Raw genomic sequence first — 15,612 nt, 5'->3', positions numbered from 1 at the left:
ACACGTCCTAGTTCGCTTGACACCCTAGATAACGATCGGCCCCGGCTGCGTTCGGTCAACTTGGCCTACGTGAAAGAAAAGATCATCGTCCTCTGACCTGCTGGAAGGGTCCTCCAACCCTAGATAAGCCACACGGCCTGCGCTTTCGCCGCGCTCCTGTTCAAGGTCGTGAGCAGCCCAGAGGTCCAGGAAATGCTGACCTCTCTGATCAACCGAGCCCTCAAGACAGCCGAATAACGCATGACCCGCCGCCACGCGCGGGCCTCCGGGACCGGTGAAAGGCCGGCATCGCGAGGTTCGGTGACGGCCGAGACCGCCGCGATGCTGCCCGCGCTCGTGGTCGTCCTCGCGGCCGCACTGTGGGCCATCCAGGCCGTAGGTGCTCAGCTGGAATGCGTGGACGCGGCCCGCGCAGCAGTGCGAGCCGCCGCCAGAGGTGAGCCATTGGCCCAGGTGCGCGACCTCGCCCGGTCAGCCACTCGCTCAACTGCACACGTAGAAGTGACCCGCGACCCAGAGACCACAAAAGTGCAGATCACAGTAGAAGTACGACCCGTCTGGGGCCCGTCGTTGCCCGCCGTACGCGTATCCGCCACCGCCACCGCCGACACCGAACCGGGGCAGCAGAGCCCTTGACCCGCCCGACGATCCCCGAAGCACCCGAAACCACGGAGGCGGGCGATCCAGCACACAGAACGTGGCTCGGCCACGCTATGGGGCGTAGCCCTCATGGGCCTGCTGATGGCAGTCGCCACGGCGTTCGCCGTCGTGGGCGCCGCTCGGGTGGCCCGCCACCGCGTCAGCAACGCCGCCGACCTGAGCGCCCTGGCAGCCGCCAGACTTGCGTTGATCGACCCGGATGCCGCCTGCCAGAAAGCATCGGCCATCGCCACGAGCAACGGCGTCCAACTGACCGAATGCAAGATAACCAACGAGATCGCCGACGTCCGGACCGTACTCTCCATCTCGCTGCCGGTAGTGGGCACCCGCACCCTCACAGGAAGATCACGCGCAGGCCCAGCAGCTACGACTCCACCCTGAAGCATCAGCCGCATCTGCCGGCAAGCAGCAAAAACAGCGGAACACGACGACGCCGCGCCAACTCCTCAACCTCCCCATCGAAGCGATCAACCCTGGGCGCACACTCACGCAGCGACGTCAGAACGAATCCGGAGCTCGTCAAAGCAGCCACGTAATCCTCGATAGTGCGGTGAAACCACGTGACGGTGCCACCCAGCCAACTCCGTTCCCGTGCCCCCTGAACGAAATAGTCGTCCACGATCCAGTTTCCGCGCGGTCCTCGAACGCCGGGATCGTAGGACGTCAATACGGGATGGACAACGGTGAAGACGATGCGCCCGCCAGGCGTAAGGCTCGCGCGACAGGCCGCCAGCACCGGCGCGAGGTCCTCGACATGGTGAAACGCGAGACGCGAAACAATCAGATCGAACGACGACGGCGGCGCGGAGAAGTCCTCTATATCGACCAGCTCGACCCGCCCGGACATGCCGTGTAGTGCCCTGTTGCCTGCTTCGACCATCGCCACCGAGCCGTCCAGCCCCAAGTAGCTATGGCATCCAGCGTGCAACAGAACCGGACCGATGGCCGCATCGCCGCACCCGAGATCCAGCACCCGCAGCCCCGTTACGGTCCCCAGCTCGTCCAGCAGGGCCGGCTCCTCCATCACCTGATTGGGGCTCGACGCACCACTGTGCCGATGCCCGAGATACCGCTCGAAGACCTCGGGCGAGTCATAGAAGGATCCACCGCGTCGCTTACCCGTCACGGCCCTGGAGTGTAGATCGGCAGAAGCACTCAACTGCGGCCGTGGACAGCGTCGACCAGCCAGCATCCCGAAAAGCAACCGCCGCCGCACCCAGCCACAAGACATCGCCCAGAAGAACGCAGGCAAACAGAACCGAGCACCCACAACGGCCTACACCAGCGAAACGCCGAAACCCATAAAAGGAACGCCAGCCTGCAAGGACGCACACGAGCGCTCAAAGACCGACCAACGCCAAGTCCTCCACGTGAGCAGAAAGCCTGAACCCCTCAAGGCAGCACAGGGGCAGAAAGAGCCGACACCAGATCAGCATCAGCCCTGATGGGAGCAAGATGCCGACCCAGCCGAGACGTACACGGCCGGCTACACGCCCCCACAAGAAACACGAAGGAGTAGCGGTGGATCAGCCCCTAAAATCCCTCAACCAGCAACAATGCGGCCGAAGAGAACGATGTGGTCGTTGGGGCCTGAGGGGCAATGTCGCAATCCCGTCACGACTTCTTAGACGTGGTGTCCAAGAGTTGGATATTTCCCGTAAGGTTCCGCTTACCCTCAGTTCATGCCGTCTGTGACTGGAAGTCTGGGAGAGCTGGAGCGAAGTCGCTAAGGTGCGGGCTCGGGGACGGTCGGTGACCGTATCGGCCGGGCGGGACTGCACTTCCGGTCGTCGCGTGAGCGCCCACGGCGGTCAGGCGGCGCGAGGCTCTCGACGGAGGGAAGCGTCGTGACGGTAGTCGGCAGAGTGTTGGCCGCAGGGATGATCGTGGCGGGATCCATCGCGCTCGGCAGCGGATTCGCGCAAGCCGCCGTGGTGGTACGGCAGGCCGGCTCCGCCGGGCAGATCACCTCGCCCTCCGACGGCCAGGTGATCTCGGGCTCCTCGGTCACGATCTCCGCGCGTACGGGAGTCATGCAGCTCAGCATGGGCCTGTACGTGGAAGGGCCGTCCACGCCCAGCCAGAAGGTCGCCGGAGGCGGCGCGAACCAGTCGATCTCCGGGACGTTCGACGCCGGCAGCGCTCCGAACGGCACCTTCACCGTGACCCTCAAAGGAGAGATCACTCAGACCAAGTACGCGAGCAGCACGTTCAAGCTGCGGCGGCCGGCCGAGAGCCCGGGCAACGTGAACGCGAGCCTGCAGGGCACCACCAAGGTCCTCGTGACCTGGAGCAAGGGCTCGGAGCCGGACCTGCAGTCGTACGAGGTCTCCAACAGCCAAACCGGCACCGTCGGCAGGCTCTCCGCCGACAGCGCGTGCGCGGGCTCCTCGTGCAAGGCGGCGCTCGCCGTGCCCACGAAGGCAGCGGGGCAGAAGGTGGGCTTCACGGTCCAGGCGTTCAGAAGCGACGGCGACGGCGGATCGATCGGATCAGGCAACTCGGCCGCCGCCTACATCACCTTCCCTGCCCCGCCGGCCGCCCAGCCGAAGAAGACGACCAGCGCTCAGCAGACGCCGAAGAACGACGCCAAGAGCGTCGATTCCCTGCCTACGCTCCCTGCCAAGAAGCAGACCCTGCCTACGAGCAAACCGACGACCCACAAGCCGAAGACCTCCAAACTGCCGCAGATCCCCGACACCGACGCCAAGGGCAACCTCCCGATCCCGACCGCCGACACGTCAACCGGCGATCAGGGCGAAACGGACGGCCTGACTCCAGCCGGCACCAAGGACGAAACGGGATCCACTCCCGTCCAGACCAGCGGGGTGAAGGCGCAGTCGAACGAGTCGCCCATCGGAAACATCGGCCAGTACGGCCTGTACGTCGCCGGCGGACTCCTCCTGCTGCTCCTCGGCGCCCACGCAGGCGCTTGGGCCCGCCGCCGCACGCTCGCCTCCGGCTCGGCCGGTCCCACCCCCACGCCCGTCGCGACCGCTTCCCCCGTCCCTGCCCCACCCGGTGGAACGGCGCCGGCGACCACGCCGGCGAACGAGAGCTCCCCGCAAGGAGCGCCGGCGCCTCGGCGGCCTGCGGTGATCCTCGCCGTCGCCAAGACCCGCGTCCCAAATCAGACCCGCACCCAAGAACCATCGTCCGCCCGACAACAGCCCACTCCCGGCCACCCACCGTCCCTCCAACAGCCGGGCTCCCTCAACCAACCGTCGTCCGCCCACCAGCCGCCACCCGCCACACAGTCGTCCGCCCACCAGCCGCCACCCGCCACACAGTCGGCCGCCCACCAACTGGCGTCCGCCCAGCAGCCGGTGTCCGCCCCTCAGGCGGCCGCTCAGCGATTGGCTGCTCAGCAGGCGTCCGCCCAGCGGTGGTCGTCGGGTCCGCAGCAACCAGCGGATGACCTGCGACCTCCGTCTGCTCAGCCCTCCGACGGCGTTGCTCTGGGAGGGCAGCCGTCCGTGCACGACAAGGGACGTACGGAAGTGCCCAGCGCGCGTCCGCTCTACCTCGATGCGGAGGGCGAGGCACGTGGGCCGGTTCACATATCGCTGCCCAGCTCCGCGGTGACCGACGTCCCCCCGTCGGCTGCCACGCCTGTCATCCCGCCCGCCGTACGGATCGAGGATCGCTGGGACGACTACCTCCCGCCGTCGCCCAGGTCCATGGAAGACAGCGGGTTCTGGGAACGACCGCAGCCCGGCTCCGCCGACTTCTGGGCCGCCGACAACAACGAAGATGGCGGCGAACAGGCTTATGCCGGCCACCGACGCGGAGATGGCGACAGCTAGCCCCGTTTCCGCACGTGCCATTTCGTCGCAGGTCAGCCGCTATAACGGATTCAACGCCCGCCGTAATCGGCGCAGCCCAGCGCTGGTGGCGTGCGGAAAGGGCTAGCACGACAGCCGCCGAACATCTGCCGAGCTGGAAATGCGCACCGGCCAGTCGAAGGCTCGTCGGCGGGATCGGCAGGCATGGGCTTGGTGGCGATGTTCAGCGATTGTGCAGGGGCTCGGCCGCTACGGCGTCGCCCACCGCCCACGCCCGAGCGCCGCGCGTTCCGGTCAGGTCGGTGCCACCCGCCGCCAGGGTCGCGAGGTCACGCGGAGGCTCGGTGTCGGTGTTGTGAGGACGATCAGTGCTTGGTTTCGGTGTGGTCAGATCGACAAGCGGGCGGGAAGGTTCGGCGTTGGCGAATCAGGTTGACCACAGGGCAGCATGCCGTTGCCGCAGAGCAGCGTCCCCGGGCTGCGGGCCGCACGCCGTGGGCCGCACGCCGTGGGGCGCGGGGCAGTACGCCTGGGCTGCGGGCCGCACGCCGTGGGGCAGTACGCCTGGGCTGCGGGCCGCATGCGGTGGGGCGCGGGCAACTGCGGGCTGCGGGCTGCGGGCCGCACGCCGTGGGGCAGCGTGCCGTTGCGTCGTCCCATGTCAGGCACTCATTACCGCTGTCGCGTCAGCCCGGCATCGTCACAAGGGCATGCCGCCGAACCCGATCTCGTTCCCGTCCGGATCGCGGTAGGTGATCTTGCGTACGCCGTTGGAGTAAGTCTCCCGCTGTGCCGGGTCGAGTCCCCGCTCGGCGATCTGCGTCACGATGCTGTCGAGGTCGTCGACGAAGATCGTGTGCATGGCATGGCCGGCGCGCTCGGGCAGCTGTTCGACGTATACGGACCGGTGTTCCGCCAATTCCCACACGGCCTCCGTGTCGCTCACGATGAACGTCGGCGGGGAGCCCAGCAGCCGTTCGTACCACTTCAGTGCCGCCGCGTAGTCGGTGACTGGAATTCCGGCGAACAAGTCGAGGGGCATGCCGCGATTCTATGGAATTCTGCGGAACCTGTGACCCGTTGGGGAACAGGAACCGCTCCGCCGTATACGTCCAACTCGGCTGACGAGTGATGGTCGCTCTGCTGGAAAGTGATATCGCCATGCGGAGCGCATCGGACGGGATTCATGCTCACCGCCATCTTCGGTGACTTGCTGGGAATGGCGGCCGAGCGGGGAAGCTCGGAAGCATGTGATGCCGAGTTACTTGGACTGGGCGAGCTTGCCGACGTCACGACTTGGCCGGATCTGGGACGACGCCCCACCTGAGCGTGGAACCCTTCAGCAGTTGCTCCGTCGCCCTGATCCCGGTCAGGTGCTCGACGAGCAGGAAAGCCGGGCCTCCGTAGAGCCGGGGACGCGATGGGTAGAGCCTGTCGATCTCCGCCATCGTGTCCACGAGCTCGTCAGGTATCTCCGTCAGGAAACCTTCATCGCCGCCCCAGGCAAGTCTGATCTCGCCCTCCTCGCACCAGTAGAAGTAGTCCAGGTCCTTGATGCCGAGTGCGGCTTGGGAGACGAGGCGGGTGCCCTTGGAGAGTTCAGTGATCACGTCTTCGCAGGTGCCGAGCCAGCCAGGGTCGAAAATGAACGTCCAATCGCCGATGGAGGTGACGCCGAGAGGTCCCTCATGGTCCGAGTAGTGATCCGGGTCGTCGGGGAAGGGACCCGGCGTGAAGTCCTCCCATCGACCGCCGAGGCGTGCGACCACCTGTTCAGGTGTGGCACGGAGGTAGATGAAGCTGTAGCACTCCTCGGCGTATTCGCCGCAGAGCCAAGAGATATCGAGGGGCTGCAAAGTCATGTGATCATGCTGCCAGCCGGCACCGACAAGAACAGAACTCGTCGTCAGGGGGTGGCGGGGCTGGGCGCGATGGGGCGTGGAACATCCTGGCCATGATGAATTCAGGATCACCGCGATATGGATCTCGCCGGTAAACAAAGGTTCAACGCCATACCAGATGGAACAGGAGCCTCTTCACGCGTGTGAGATGCCTTGGGTCGTCAGGCGAATATCAGACTCGCGAGTCACGCTGTGACCAGGCGCCCGCCGCCCGGGAGATGAAAGCCTCACTGGGTGCCCAGTAGCGTGTTGAGAAGGCGGATGGCGCCGCGTTTGTGCAAGGGCTCGTTGCCGTTGCCGCATTTCGGGGATTGGATGCAGGACGGGCATCCGCGTTCGCATTCACAGGAGGCGATGGTCTCGCGGGTGGCCGTGAGCCAGTCCGTGGCGCGGGCGTAGCCGCGTTCGGCGAAGCCGGCCCCTCCCTCGTGGCCGTCGTACACGAAGACGGTGAGCAGGCCGGTGTCGGCGTGCAGTTCGGTGGAGACGCCGCCGATGTCCCAGCGGTCGCAAGTGGCGAACAAGGGGAGCAGGCCGATGGCGGCGTGTTCGGCGGCGTGCGCGGCACCGCCCAGGTCGATGTTCGCCTCGGCCAGCGGGGTCACCGCTGAGGCGGGCAACGTCCACCAGACTGCGCGGGTGCGGAGGGTGCGGGGCGGCAGGTCAAGGGGTTCGTCGCCGAGCATCTCGCCCGACTGGAGGCGCCTCTTGAGGTACGAGACGACCTGCCTGGTCACCTCTACCTCGCCGAAGTGGAGCGTCCCTGGGCCGAGGGGTTGGGAGCGTTGGGTGCCGAGGATGGAGATATCCGTTATGTCGCGCGCGAACGTGGAGTAGTCCGGATTGGCGGCGGCGACCAGAGCCACCCCGGCATCCAGGTCGAGCACCTCCACCAGGAAGGTCTCACCCTGATGGAGATAGATCGCGCCTGTGTGGACCGTGGTGTGGGCGGAGGATTCGTCCACGCTGCCGAGCAGGCGGCCGGTGGACGACTCCACCACCTGGATGGGCGCACCTCCGCCGCCGCGGATGTCGGCGAGGTCGGTGGCGCGTTCGCGCCTGGTCCAGAACCACCCTGCCGGACGCTTTCTGAGCAGGCCCTGGGTGACCAGGTCGGCGAGTACGTCCGGGGTGGTGGCGCCGAAGACGGGGAGGTCGTCCTCGGTCAGCGGGATCTCGGCGGCCGCGGCGCAGAGGTGGGGGCCCAGGACGTACGGGTTGTCGGGGTCGAGGACGATCGCCTCCACCGGCTGGCCGAAGAGGGCTTGGGGGTGGTGCACGAGGTAGGTGTCCAGCGGGTCGTCTCTGGCGATCAGCACGGCGAGGGCGTCCTGGCCGTCGCGGCCGGCCCTGCCTGCCTGCTGCCAGAGGGAGGCCCGGGTTCCCGGCCAGCCCGCGATCAGCACGGCGTCGAGGCCGGAGACGTCCACGCCCAGTTCGAGGGCGTTCGTGGTGGCGAGGCCCATCAGTGTGCCTGCGCGCAGGGCCTTCTCCAGGACCCTGCGGTCCTCCGCCAGGTATCCCGCCCGGTAGGCGGCGATCTTGTTCGGAAGATCGGTCCAGTCTGGAGGGTCCGGGATGGCCCAGGTGAGGGAGCTGTCTGCGGCGGGGGTTCGCGCGGTCGCCTCGGATCGGTGGCCCGGGCCGCCCGCCGGTTCTGTGGTGTCCGGTGGCTGGGCGGGGCGATCGGCCTGGTTCGCCGGGTCTGACCTGCGCGTGTGGCTGTCGGCTGGTTCTGCCTGATCGGTTGTGCTGCTGCTCGTCGGGTCCGCGATGTCCTGTTCGCTGGATGTGTCCGTCCGCGGCTCTGTGGGGGTACCGGGGCCGCCTTCGCGGGAGGCCGCTTCGGGCGCGGGTGTGGAGACGGTGTCAGGAAGGCGCGACGTACTGGAGTGGGCGCGGGCCTCTTCGCCGGTCCCGGCCGGGGACGAAGCGCCGGTGGGCTGCTCCGGGAGCGGGGCGTCGGTGGCGAACAGCGACGGGGTGTGCTCGGGCGTACCGGACGGACTTGAGAAGGGGGTGGACAGCGAGAAGGCGACGTCGGCGAGTTTGGCCCGCGCGGAGAGCGCGACCGTTTCGGCTCCGCGCCGCGAACGTACGAAGGCGAGCGTGCGGACGTCGGCCAGAACGAGGTCGGCCAGCAGGTCCGCCGCCTCAGCCGTCGCCGTCCTGCGCACAGGGGCACCTCCTTCGCCCCGCAACTCCGTCAGAGGCGGCTCCCAGAGCGCGATGGTGGTTGACCCCTTGGGCGAGGCGTCCGCGGTCACCTCGTCCATCTCAAGCCCCGTCAGCCTCATGGCGAACACCCCCGGCTCGCTGGCCGTCGCCGACGCGAGCAAGAACGTGGGCCGCGAGCCGTATCGGGCGCAGACCCGGCGCAGGCGGCGCAGGATCTGGGCGACGTGGGAGCCGAAGACGCCGCGGTAGCCGTGGCACTCATCCACGACGACCATGCGCAGCCGGCGGAAGAACGACGACCACTGCGAATGCCGGGGGAGGACGCTGCGGTGGAGCATGTCCGGATTAGTCAGTACGTAGTTGGCGTGTTGGCGCACCCAGGTGCGTTCCTCGAAAGGCGTGTCCCCGTCGAAGCAGGCCGCCCGAACTTGGGTCATGCGCAGCTCACGCAGGCCGCGGAGCTGGTCGGCGGCCAGGGCCTTGGTCGGTGTCAGATACAGGACCGTGCCGCCGTCGAGACAGGAGGCAACCGCGGGGGTGAGGTAGGCCAGCGACTTCCCGGACGCCGTCCCGGTGGAGATGATCACGTTTCGGCCACGGAATGCCAGGTCGGCGGCTTCGTACTGGTGCGGCCAGAGTCCTGTCACCCCACGGTTCGCCAAGCGCGTAACGAAGAGTTCGGGGGCCCATTTGGGCCAACTCGCTTGACCGGCCTGACGTGCTGGAACATGCTCCACATGGGTGACACGCTCGTGACGTGCAGGAACACCGAGCAGGTGGTGGAGGAGTGGACCTGCCTGTTGTGGGGAGGATGCGGAGGAAGTCACTGTTTCCAGTCTTGCATCGATGGGCAAAGTCGCCGGGAATCGTGATTTCGTATAGACACAAGCCAGACGCGTGGTTGAATGCCGCGCGTCGGGGTCGGACAGTCTGGGGCCACATCCCAGATTGCCAGGCCCAAGAGAGTACTTTCGCAGGCGAGGCGCTGGAGGATCTGTGGATCTGAAGTTGGATCACCGCACCGAAGACCGACTCACCATCGTGGAGGTCGAAGGTGAGATCGATGTCTACACGGCGCCGAGATTGCGTGAGCTCCTCATCGACCTGGTGAACAAGGGCAACTTCCACCTTCTCGTCAACATGGAGAAGGTCGACTTCCTCGACTCGACGGGCCTCGGCGTCCTGGTCGGGGGGCTCAAGCGAGTTCGCGCGCACGACGGCTCACTCGAGCTGGTCTGCACCCAGGAGCGTATCCTCAAGATCTTCCGGATCACCGGTCTGACCAAGGTCTTCGGGATCTACGCTTCGGTCGACGAGGCCAAGGAAGCTCACGGCAAAGACAAGTAGCATGGCTACCGTCGAGCTGACGTTCAGCGCCCTCCCCGCGCATGTGCGGACCGCCCGGTTGGTGGCGACGGCGATCGCTCGTCGCACCGGCGTGGAGGAGTCCCTGCTGGACGAAGTCAGGCTCGCTGTAGGTGAAGCTTGTTCTCGGGCAGTCGAGGCGCACCGCGCACACTGTCCGGGCGAGCCCATCCGCATCGAGCTACGTGACGATTCCGGGCGTTTCGAGGTCACGGTCAGCGACCAGGCGCCCAGCGACGAGATCAAACAAGAACAGCCGCTCGATCTGGGCATGCTCTCTGACTCGTTCATGTCGGGCTTCGGGATCGCGGTCATCGAAGGCCTGGCTGACGACGTCGAGGTGTTCCCCACCCCCAAGGGGACGAACATCCGGATGAGCTGGCCGGCCGCCGCCCGCACCTGAACCGCCACCGGTTCCTGCTCGTGGTCGGCGGGGGTGATGGTCGATGGCTCGCGTACGCACTCGCCACGCTGCTGGGCGCCCTCTGGCGCCCAGCACCACCCCCTGCAACCCCCCATCTTGTACGGCCAAGCCAAGTCGGCGCCTCCCGCCGACCATGGCCGGGGACCTCCAGGGAGACGCCCGCTGACCCGCACATGGTCGGCCGCCGTCACGGCGCACGGGCACCATGGCCTCCGTTCACGGTCACAAGGCCCCCAGCGGCACCCTGGGCACCCGAAGTCCCCCGCCTTTCGTTCGGCATGCCCAGACCCGCCAAGGCGCCCTCCACCGCCCCCACAGGCCCACTGAGGAGATGGAGACAGGAGAGAGGGAGGAGTGAAGAGGTCGCTCGCCCATCTCGCATCGCGCAAGCGGCTCAAGTACCCCAGCAGTGACCACGCTCCGCGCACGACCCTTCCGGTCCCGATGTCAGCCCTGGACACTCAGATTTCGGGCCGCCCGTTATAGGGCGCTGTCATGACCGTAAACACGGGGAAATTTCGCTTGTCAGATCCCAAATCGGGTCGCCGTCAGGGGATTACTAGACGCGTGCACAATTAGCGGCCTCGAGAGCCTTCATATCCGCGGAGTGCCTGCGTAGACTCCCGGCACCGGCCAAGGTGATCCGGCGGAACGCGGATTCAACCGGAAGCGGCACCCACAACCCGGATGGTGCCGCAACACACCCGCCGAGGAATGCCGCAGCACCACCCGGGCAGGACGACCGGTCTTGCCGAGGAGAACCATGAGCAGGCACATGCTGGCAGCGGAGCCAGCGTCAAATCTGGCCCTGAGCGCTAACAATCTCACCATCGTGATCGTGGTCGCCGCGGTCGCACTGATCGCCCTAGCCGTCGCCGGCGGCCTGGTGCGTGAAGTGCTGTCCGCCGGCCAGGGCACGGAGCGTATGCAGAACATCGCACGTGCCGTACAAGAAGGAGCGGCCGCGTATCTCACGCGGCAGTTCCGCACGTTGGCGATCTTCGTCGTCATTATCCCTTTCCTCTTGCTCCTGCTACCTGGAGAAGCTGACGTACGCATCGGGCGATCCATCTTCTTCGTCGTCGGGGCGGTCTTTTCCGCGCTGACCGGGTTCATCGGCATGTGGCTGGCCGTGCGCGGGAACGTCCGCGTCGCCGCCGCGGCCAGCGAGTCCGGCGAGAAGAAGGCCATGCGGATCGCGTTCCGCACCGGCGGCGTGGCCGGGATGTTCACCGTGGGCCTCGGCCTGCTCGGCGCGGCCGTGGTCGTGTTCGTCTACCAGGGCGACGCGCCGCACGTGCTCGAAGGCTTCGGGTTCGGGGCGGCGCTGCTGGCGATGTTCATGCGAGTCGGCGGCGGCATCTTCACCAAGGCCGCCGACGTCGGCGCCGACCTGGTGGGCAAGGTCGAGCAGGGCATCCCCGAGGACGACCCGCGCAACGCCGCCACCATCGCCGACAACGTGGGCGACAACGTAGGCGACTGCGCGGGCATGGCGGCCGACCTCTTCGAGTCGTACGCCGTCATGCTGGTCGCCAGCCTCATCCTGGGCAAGGTGGCCTTCGGCGAGCAGGGGCTGATCTTCCCCCTCATCGTCCCCATGATCGGCGTGGTCACGGCGATCATCGGCATCTTCATCACCGGGATGCGCGACCGCGACCGCAGCGGCATGGCGGCCATCAACCGCAGCTTCTTCATCTCGGCCGCCATCTCGGCCGTCCTGGTCGCGGCGGCGGCGTTCTGGTACCTGCCCAGCAGCTTCAGCGGCCTGACCGGCTCCACTGTGCAGTCCACCGCCGACCCGCGGCTCATCGCGATCGGCGCGGTGCTCATCGGTCTGGTGCTGGCCAGTGCCATCCAGCTGCTGACCGGCTACTTCACCGAGACCACCCGGCGTCCCGTGCGCGAGATCGGCGAGAGCTCGGCCACCGGGCCGGCGACCGTCATCCTGGCCGGCATCAGCGTCGGCCTGGAGTCGGCCGTCTACTCCGCCCTGATCATCGGTGCCGCGGTCTACGGCGCGTTCCTGCTCGGGTTCGGGAACGTGGCGCTCGCGCTGTTCGCGGTGGCGCTGGCGGGCACCGGTCTGCTGACCACGGTCGGCGTCATCGTGTCCATGGACACCTTCGGGCCGGTCTCGGACAACGCCCAGGGCATCGCCGAGATGTCGGGCGACGTCGAGGGCGACGGCGCGCGCGTGCTCACCAGCCTCGACGCGGTCGGCAACACCACCAAGGCCATCACCAAGGGCATCGCCATCGCCACGGCCGTGCTGGCGGCGACCGCGCTGTTCGGCGCCTTCCGTACTGCCGTGGAGGGCGAGCTGGCGGTGGCGAGCGCGTCGGTCAAGTCCGCGCTCGGCGCCTTCTCCACCTTCAACCTCGGCATCGATCAGCCGAACGTCCTGGTCGGCCTGATCATCGGTGCCGCGGTCGTGTTCCTCTTCGCGGGGCTCGCGATCATGGCGGTCGGCCGGGCCGCGATGCGCGTGGTCTTCGAGGTACGCGAGCAGTTCCGCAGCAAGCCCGGCATCATGGACGGCACCGAGCTGCCGGACTATGGGCGGGTCGTCGACATCTGCACCCGTGACTCGCTCCGCGAGCTGGCCACGCCCGGTCTGCTCGCGGTCATGACCCCGATCGCGGTCGGCTTCGCACTCGGCTACGCGCCGCTGGGCGCGTTCCTGGCCGGAGCCATCGCCTGCGGCACCCTGATGGCCGTCTTCCTGGCGAACTCCGGCGGTGCCTGGGACAACGCCAAGAAGCTGGTCGAGGACGGGCACCACGGCGGGAAGGGTTCGCCGGCGCACGAGGCGACGATCATCGGCGACACCGTCGGTGACCCGTTCAAGGACACCGCCGGTCCGGCCATCAACCCGCTCATCAAGGTCATGAACCTGGTGGCGCTGCTGGTCGCCCCCGCCGTGGTCCTGTACGCGGGCAGCCCGGTCATCCGCATCGGCATCACCGTGGTGTCGGTGGCCGTGGTGGTCGGCGCCATCGTCGTGTCCAAGCGGCGGTCGGCGACGAGCGAGCCGGCCAGCAACAACAACAACCGTGAGCACGAGCCTGTCGCGTCGTGATCCTGCACTTCGCCGGTGACCCGGTATGACCCGGGAAACACGGCAATAACCGGAGACGCCCGCTCCCCTGCGTAGGGGCGGGCGTCTCTGCGTGTGCAGGGAGTAGAGGGGCGGGCGGTCGTGAGGGCTCGGCCCCGCGATGGGAAACTGGGCACGTGAAAGACGACAAGCAGCCCACGGGCGGGAAGGCCCTGGGCGCCATTCTGCTGGCGATGATCGCCATCCTGGCCGTGATCGTCGGGCTGGCGATCTGGGCGTCGAGGACGGGATGATCTGGTGCGGACCTTGATTGTGCTGCGTCATGCCAAAGCTGCCCAGGTCCCCGGCCTGGCCGACCGGGAGCGGCCGCTGACGGGACGGGGCGAACGGGATGCCAAGCGGGCGGGCGATGAGATCAGGGCGGCGGGGCTCACCCCCGGCGTGGTGCTCTGTTCGCCGGCGCTCAGGACCAAGAGCACGGCCGAGATCGCCTTCCCCGAGGTGGAGATCAGCTATGAGCGCGACATCTACGAGGCCTATCCGGAGGAGCTGCTGGAGCTGGTCCGAAGGTCCGATCCCGGCCAGAGCACCGTGGTGCTGTGCGGGCACAACCCGGGCGTCCATGAGCTGGCCCTGAGCCTGGCCGGCGGCGACTATGTGTTCCGTCCTGGCGCCTTCGCGGTGATCGAGGTGGGCTCCGCCTGGGCCGACCTCGGGCCGGGCGAGGGCCGCCTGGTCACGCGCTGGGACCCCAAAGAGGACTGAGCGACGGGGGCGACCCGGCGAGATGACGGACAGCTGACCGTCAGCGCCGATCCGGAGGGACAGCCCGGCCGCCCTCTCGGCAGGTTCCCCGGTTCACCAGACCGGGGTGCGGAGAGTCGGGGTGCAAGGGCGGGCCTTCACCCCGCGGTCAGTACGCCGTCCTCGGCGTCCGCCGCCTCCACCTCGTCCCGCGAGATCCCCAGCAGGTAAAGGATCGAGTCCAGGTAAGGCGTGTTGACCGCCGTGTCGGCCGCCTGCCGCACCACCGGCTTGGCGTTGAACGCGATCCCCAGCCCGGCCGCCGCGATCATGTCCAGGTCGTTCGCCCCGTCGCCGATGGCCACCGTCTGTGAGATCGGCAGATGGGCCTCTTTGGCGAACCTCTCCAGCGCCCGGGCCTTCCCTGGCCGGTCGACGATCTCGCCCACGACCCGCCCGGTCAGCCGCCCGTCGATGACCTCCAGGACGTTCGCGGCGGAGTAGTCGATCCCCAGCTCCTCCACCAGCCCGTCGGTGATCTGCGTGAACCCCCCGCTGACGATGGCGAAGCGGAAGTCGAGCCGCTTGAGCGTGCGGACCAGCGTACGGGCCCCGGGCGTCAGGACGACCTGCCCGCGTACCGTCTCGAAGACCTCCGCCGGCAGCCCCTCCAGCAGCGCCACGCGCCGCCGCAGCGACTCGGCGAAGTCGAGCTCGCCGCGCATGGCCTGCTCGGTGACCCTGGCGACCTCCTCCAGACAGCCCGCGTGCGCCGCCAGCAGCTCGATGACCTCGCCCTGGATGAGGGTGGAGTCGACGTCCATGACGATCAGCCGCTTGGCCCGCCGGGACAGGCCGGTGCGCTGCACCGCCACGTCCACCTCCTGGGCGGCGGCCTCGGCGGCCAGCTCCACGCGCAGGGCGGTGGGGTCGGCGCCGGATACGGACAGCTCGATGCAGGTGACGGGCCACTGGGCGAGACGTTCGATGCGGTCGATGTTCGCGCCGGCGGCGGCGATGCGCCCGGCGATGCCCGCGATCGCGGCGGGCTGCAGCGTGGCGCCGAGCACGCTGACCGACAGGCGGCCGCGGCGGCGCTGCTCCTTGGCCTGGGACCCGGTGGACAGCTCCACCTCCATGCCCAGGTCCTCGGCCACGCGTTCGACGGCGGTCCACATGGCGCCGAGCGTGGTGCCGGTGCCGGTCGAGGGGCCGCCGGCGTAGGCGACGAGCACGCCGAGTGTGAGGCGGCCTCTGATGACGACCTGCTCGATGTCCGCGACCGTGACCGGGAAGCCGGACAGGACGGAGAAGAGCCGCGAAGTGACGCCCGGACGGTCGGGGCCGGTCAGGGTGACGAGGAGGGTGCGCTGGTCCACATTCAGTCACGGTACTGCGCCCGGTCCGATGCTCGCGAAGCAGGTGGGCATTCGGACACGGGCGCGGCAGGCCGTGAACTCCGGCGGGAAACCCGCTCATCGGCCTGCCTGTCCA

Annotated in this window: 13 protein-coding genes; 8 read left to right on the top strand and 5 right to left on the bottom strand. The window is 67.9% G+C overall.

Translation table 11 applies throughout. The features are described 5' to 3' along the window. Window positions 1–123 precede the first annotated feature (123 nt). From ABEA43_RS33305 to ABEA43_RS33295, 3 genes are all read left to right on the top strand, one after another. Window positions 124–237 carry a DUF4244 domain-containing protein gene (locus tag ABEA43_RS33305; RefSeq protein ID WP_345568088.1) on the top strand — a complete coding sequence of 38 codons (114 nt, stop codon included), beginning with the start codon at window positions 124–126 and terminating at the stop codon, window positions 235–237. Between the two features lie 63 nt (window positions 238–300). Beyond that, a complete protein-coding gene (locus ABEA43_RS33300) occupies window positions 301–636 on the top strand; it encodes a TadE family type IV pilus minor pilin (protein ID WP_345568067.1) in 336 nt (111 codons plus the stop codon). Between the two features lie 45 nt (window positions 637–681). Next, a complete protein-coding gene (locus tag ABEA43_RS33295) occupies window positions 682–1,041 on the top strand; it encodes an Rv3654c family TadE-like protein (RefSeq protein ID WP_345568086.1) in 360 nt (119 codons plus the stop codon). Window positions 1,042–1,045: 4 nt separating this feature from the next. Here ABEA43_RS33295 and ABEA43_RS33290 read toward each other — a convergent pair whose 3' ends face one another. After that, window positions 1,046–1,786 carry a class I SAM-dependent methyltransferase gene (locus ABEA43_RS33290; protein WP_345568065.1) on the bottom strand — a complete coding sequence of 247 codons (741 nt, stop codon included), beginning with the start codon at window positions 1,784–1,786 and terminating at the stop codon, window positions 1,046–1,048. 760 nt (window positions 1,787–2,546) lie between these two features. On the opposite strand from ABEA43_RS33290, the gene ABEA43_RS33285 reads away from it, so the two are divergent. Then, on the top strand, window positions 2,547–4,466 hold the full coding sequence (locus tag ABEA43_RS33285) for a hypothetical protein (RefSeq protein ID WP_345568063.1): 1,920 nt from the start codon (window positions 2,547–2,549) through the stop codon (window positions 4,464–4,466). A gap of 679 nt (window positions 4,467–5,145) precedes the next feature. Here the strand turns inward: ABEA43_RS33285 and ABEA43_RS33280 are convergent. The 3 genes from ABEA43_RS33280 to ABEA43_RS33270 form a co-directional block, all read right to left on the bottom strand. Continuing rightward, on the bottom strand, window positions 5,146–5,487 hold the full coding sequence (locus ABEA43_RS33280; RefSeq protein WP_345568061.1) for a VOC family protein: 342 nt from the start codon (window positions 5,485–5,487) through the stop codon (window positions 5,146–5,148). Between the two features lie 247 nt (window positions 5,488–5,734). Continuing rightward, window positions 5,735–6,307 carry a DUF6461 domain-containing protein gene (locus tag ABEA43_RS33275; protein ID WP_345568059.1) on the bottom strand — a complete coding sequence of 191 codons (573 nt, stop codon included), beginning with the start codon at window positions 6,305–6,307 and terminating at the stop codon, window positions 5,735–5,737. 266 nt (window positions 6,308–6,573) lie between these two features. Beyond that, complete coding sequence (locus ABEA43_RS33270; protein WP_425570394.1) at window positions 6,574–9,111, bottom strand: DEAD/DEAH box helicase; 2,538 nt, start codon at window positions 9,109–9,111, stop codon at window positions 6,574–6,576. 409 nt (window positions 9,112–9,520) lie between these two features. Between ABEA43_RS33270 and ABEA43_RS33265 the strand changes: the two genes are divergently transcribed. The 4 genes from ABEA43_RS33265 to ABEA43_RS33250 all read left to right on the top strand — a co-directional run bounded on the left by ABEA43_RS33265 (window position 9,521) and on the right by ABEA43_RS33250 (window position 14,139). Continuing rightward, the gene (locus ABEA43_RS33265; RefSeq protein WP_043629845.1) at window positions 9,521–9,871 is read left to right on the top strand and encodes an STAS domain-containing protein; all 351 of its coding nucleotides are present in this window, start codon (window positions 9,521–9,523) and stop codon (window positions 9,869–9,871) included. Window position 9,872: 1 nt separating this feature from the next. Then, a complete protein-coding gene (locus ABEA43_RS33260) occupies window positions 9,873–10,292 on the top strand; it encodes an ATP-binding protein (RefSeq protein WP_345568055.1) in 420 nt (139 codons plus the stop codon). 784 nt (window positions 10,293–11,076) lie between these two features. After that, the gene (locus ABEA43_RS33255) at window positions 11,077–13,395 is read left to right on the top strand and encodes a sodium-translocating pyrophosphatase (RefSeq protein WP_345568053.1); all 2,319 of its coding nucleotides are present in this window, start codon (window positions 11,077–11,079) and stop codon (window positions 13,393–13,395) included. Window positions 13,396–13,671: 276 nt separating this feature from the next. Further along, window positions 13,672–14,139 carry a SixA phosphatase family protein gene (locus ABEA43_RS33250; protein ID WP_345568051.1) on the top strand — a complete coding sequence of 156 codons (468 nt, stop codon included), beginning with the start codon at window positions 13,672–13,674 and terminating at the stop codon, window positions 14,137–14,139. Window positions 14,140–14,276: 137 nt separating this feature from the next. Here the strand turns inward: ABEA43_RS33250 and serB are convergent, their stop codons facing one another. Continuing rightward, window positions 14,277–15,497, bottom strand: coding sequence for a phosphoserine phosphatase SerB (serB, locus tag ABEA43_RS33245; protein WP_345568049.1), 1,221 nt, complete (start codon window positions 15,495–15,497; stop codon window positions 14,277–14,279). Between the last annotated feature and the right edge of the window lie 115 nt (window positions 15,498–15,612).

Origin of the sequence: Nonomuraea rosea (genome assembly GCF_039539705.1) — a bacterium.
Lineage (GTDB): Bacteria > Actinomycetota > Actinomycetes > Streptosporangiales > Streptosporangiaceae > Nonomuraea > Nonomuraea rosea.
This window is presented reverse-complemented; position numbering and strand designations above follow the sequence as displayed.

Bases quoted from the DNA above. Each gene is read 5' to 3' on its own strand.
- ABEA43_RS33280 (WP_345568061.1), bottom strand. From the start codon at position 5,487: ATGCCCCTCGACTTGTTCGCCGGAATTCCAGTCACCGACTACGCGGCG.
- ABEA43_RS33275 (WP_345568059.1), bottom strand. From the start codon at position 6,307: ATGACTTTGCAGCCCCTCGATATCTCTTGGCTCTGCGGCGAATACGCC.
- ABEA43_RS33260 (WP_345568055.1), top strand. From the start codon at position 9,873: ATGGCTACCGTCGAGCTGACGTTCAGCGCCCTCCCCGCGCATGTGCGG.
- ABEA43_RS33255 (WP_345568053.1), top strand. From the start codon at position 11,077: ATGAGCAGGCACATGCTGGCAGCGGAGCCAGCGTCAAATCTGGCCCTG.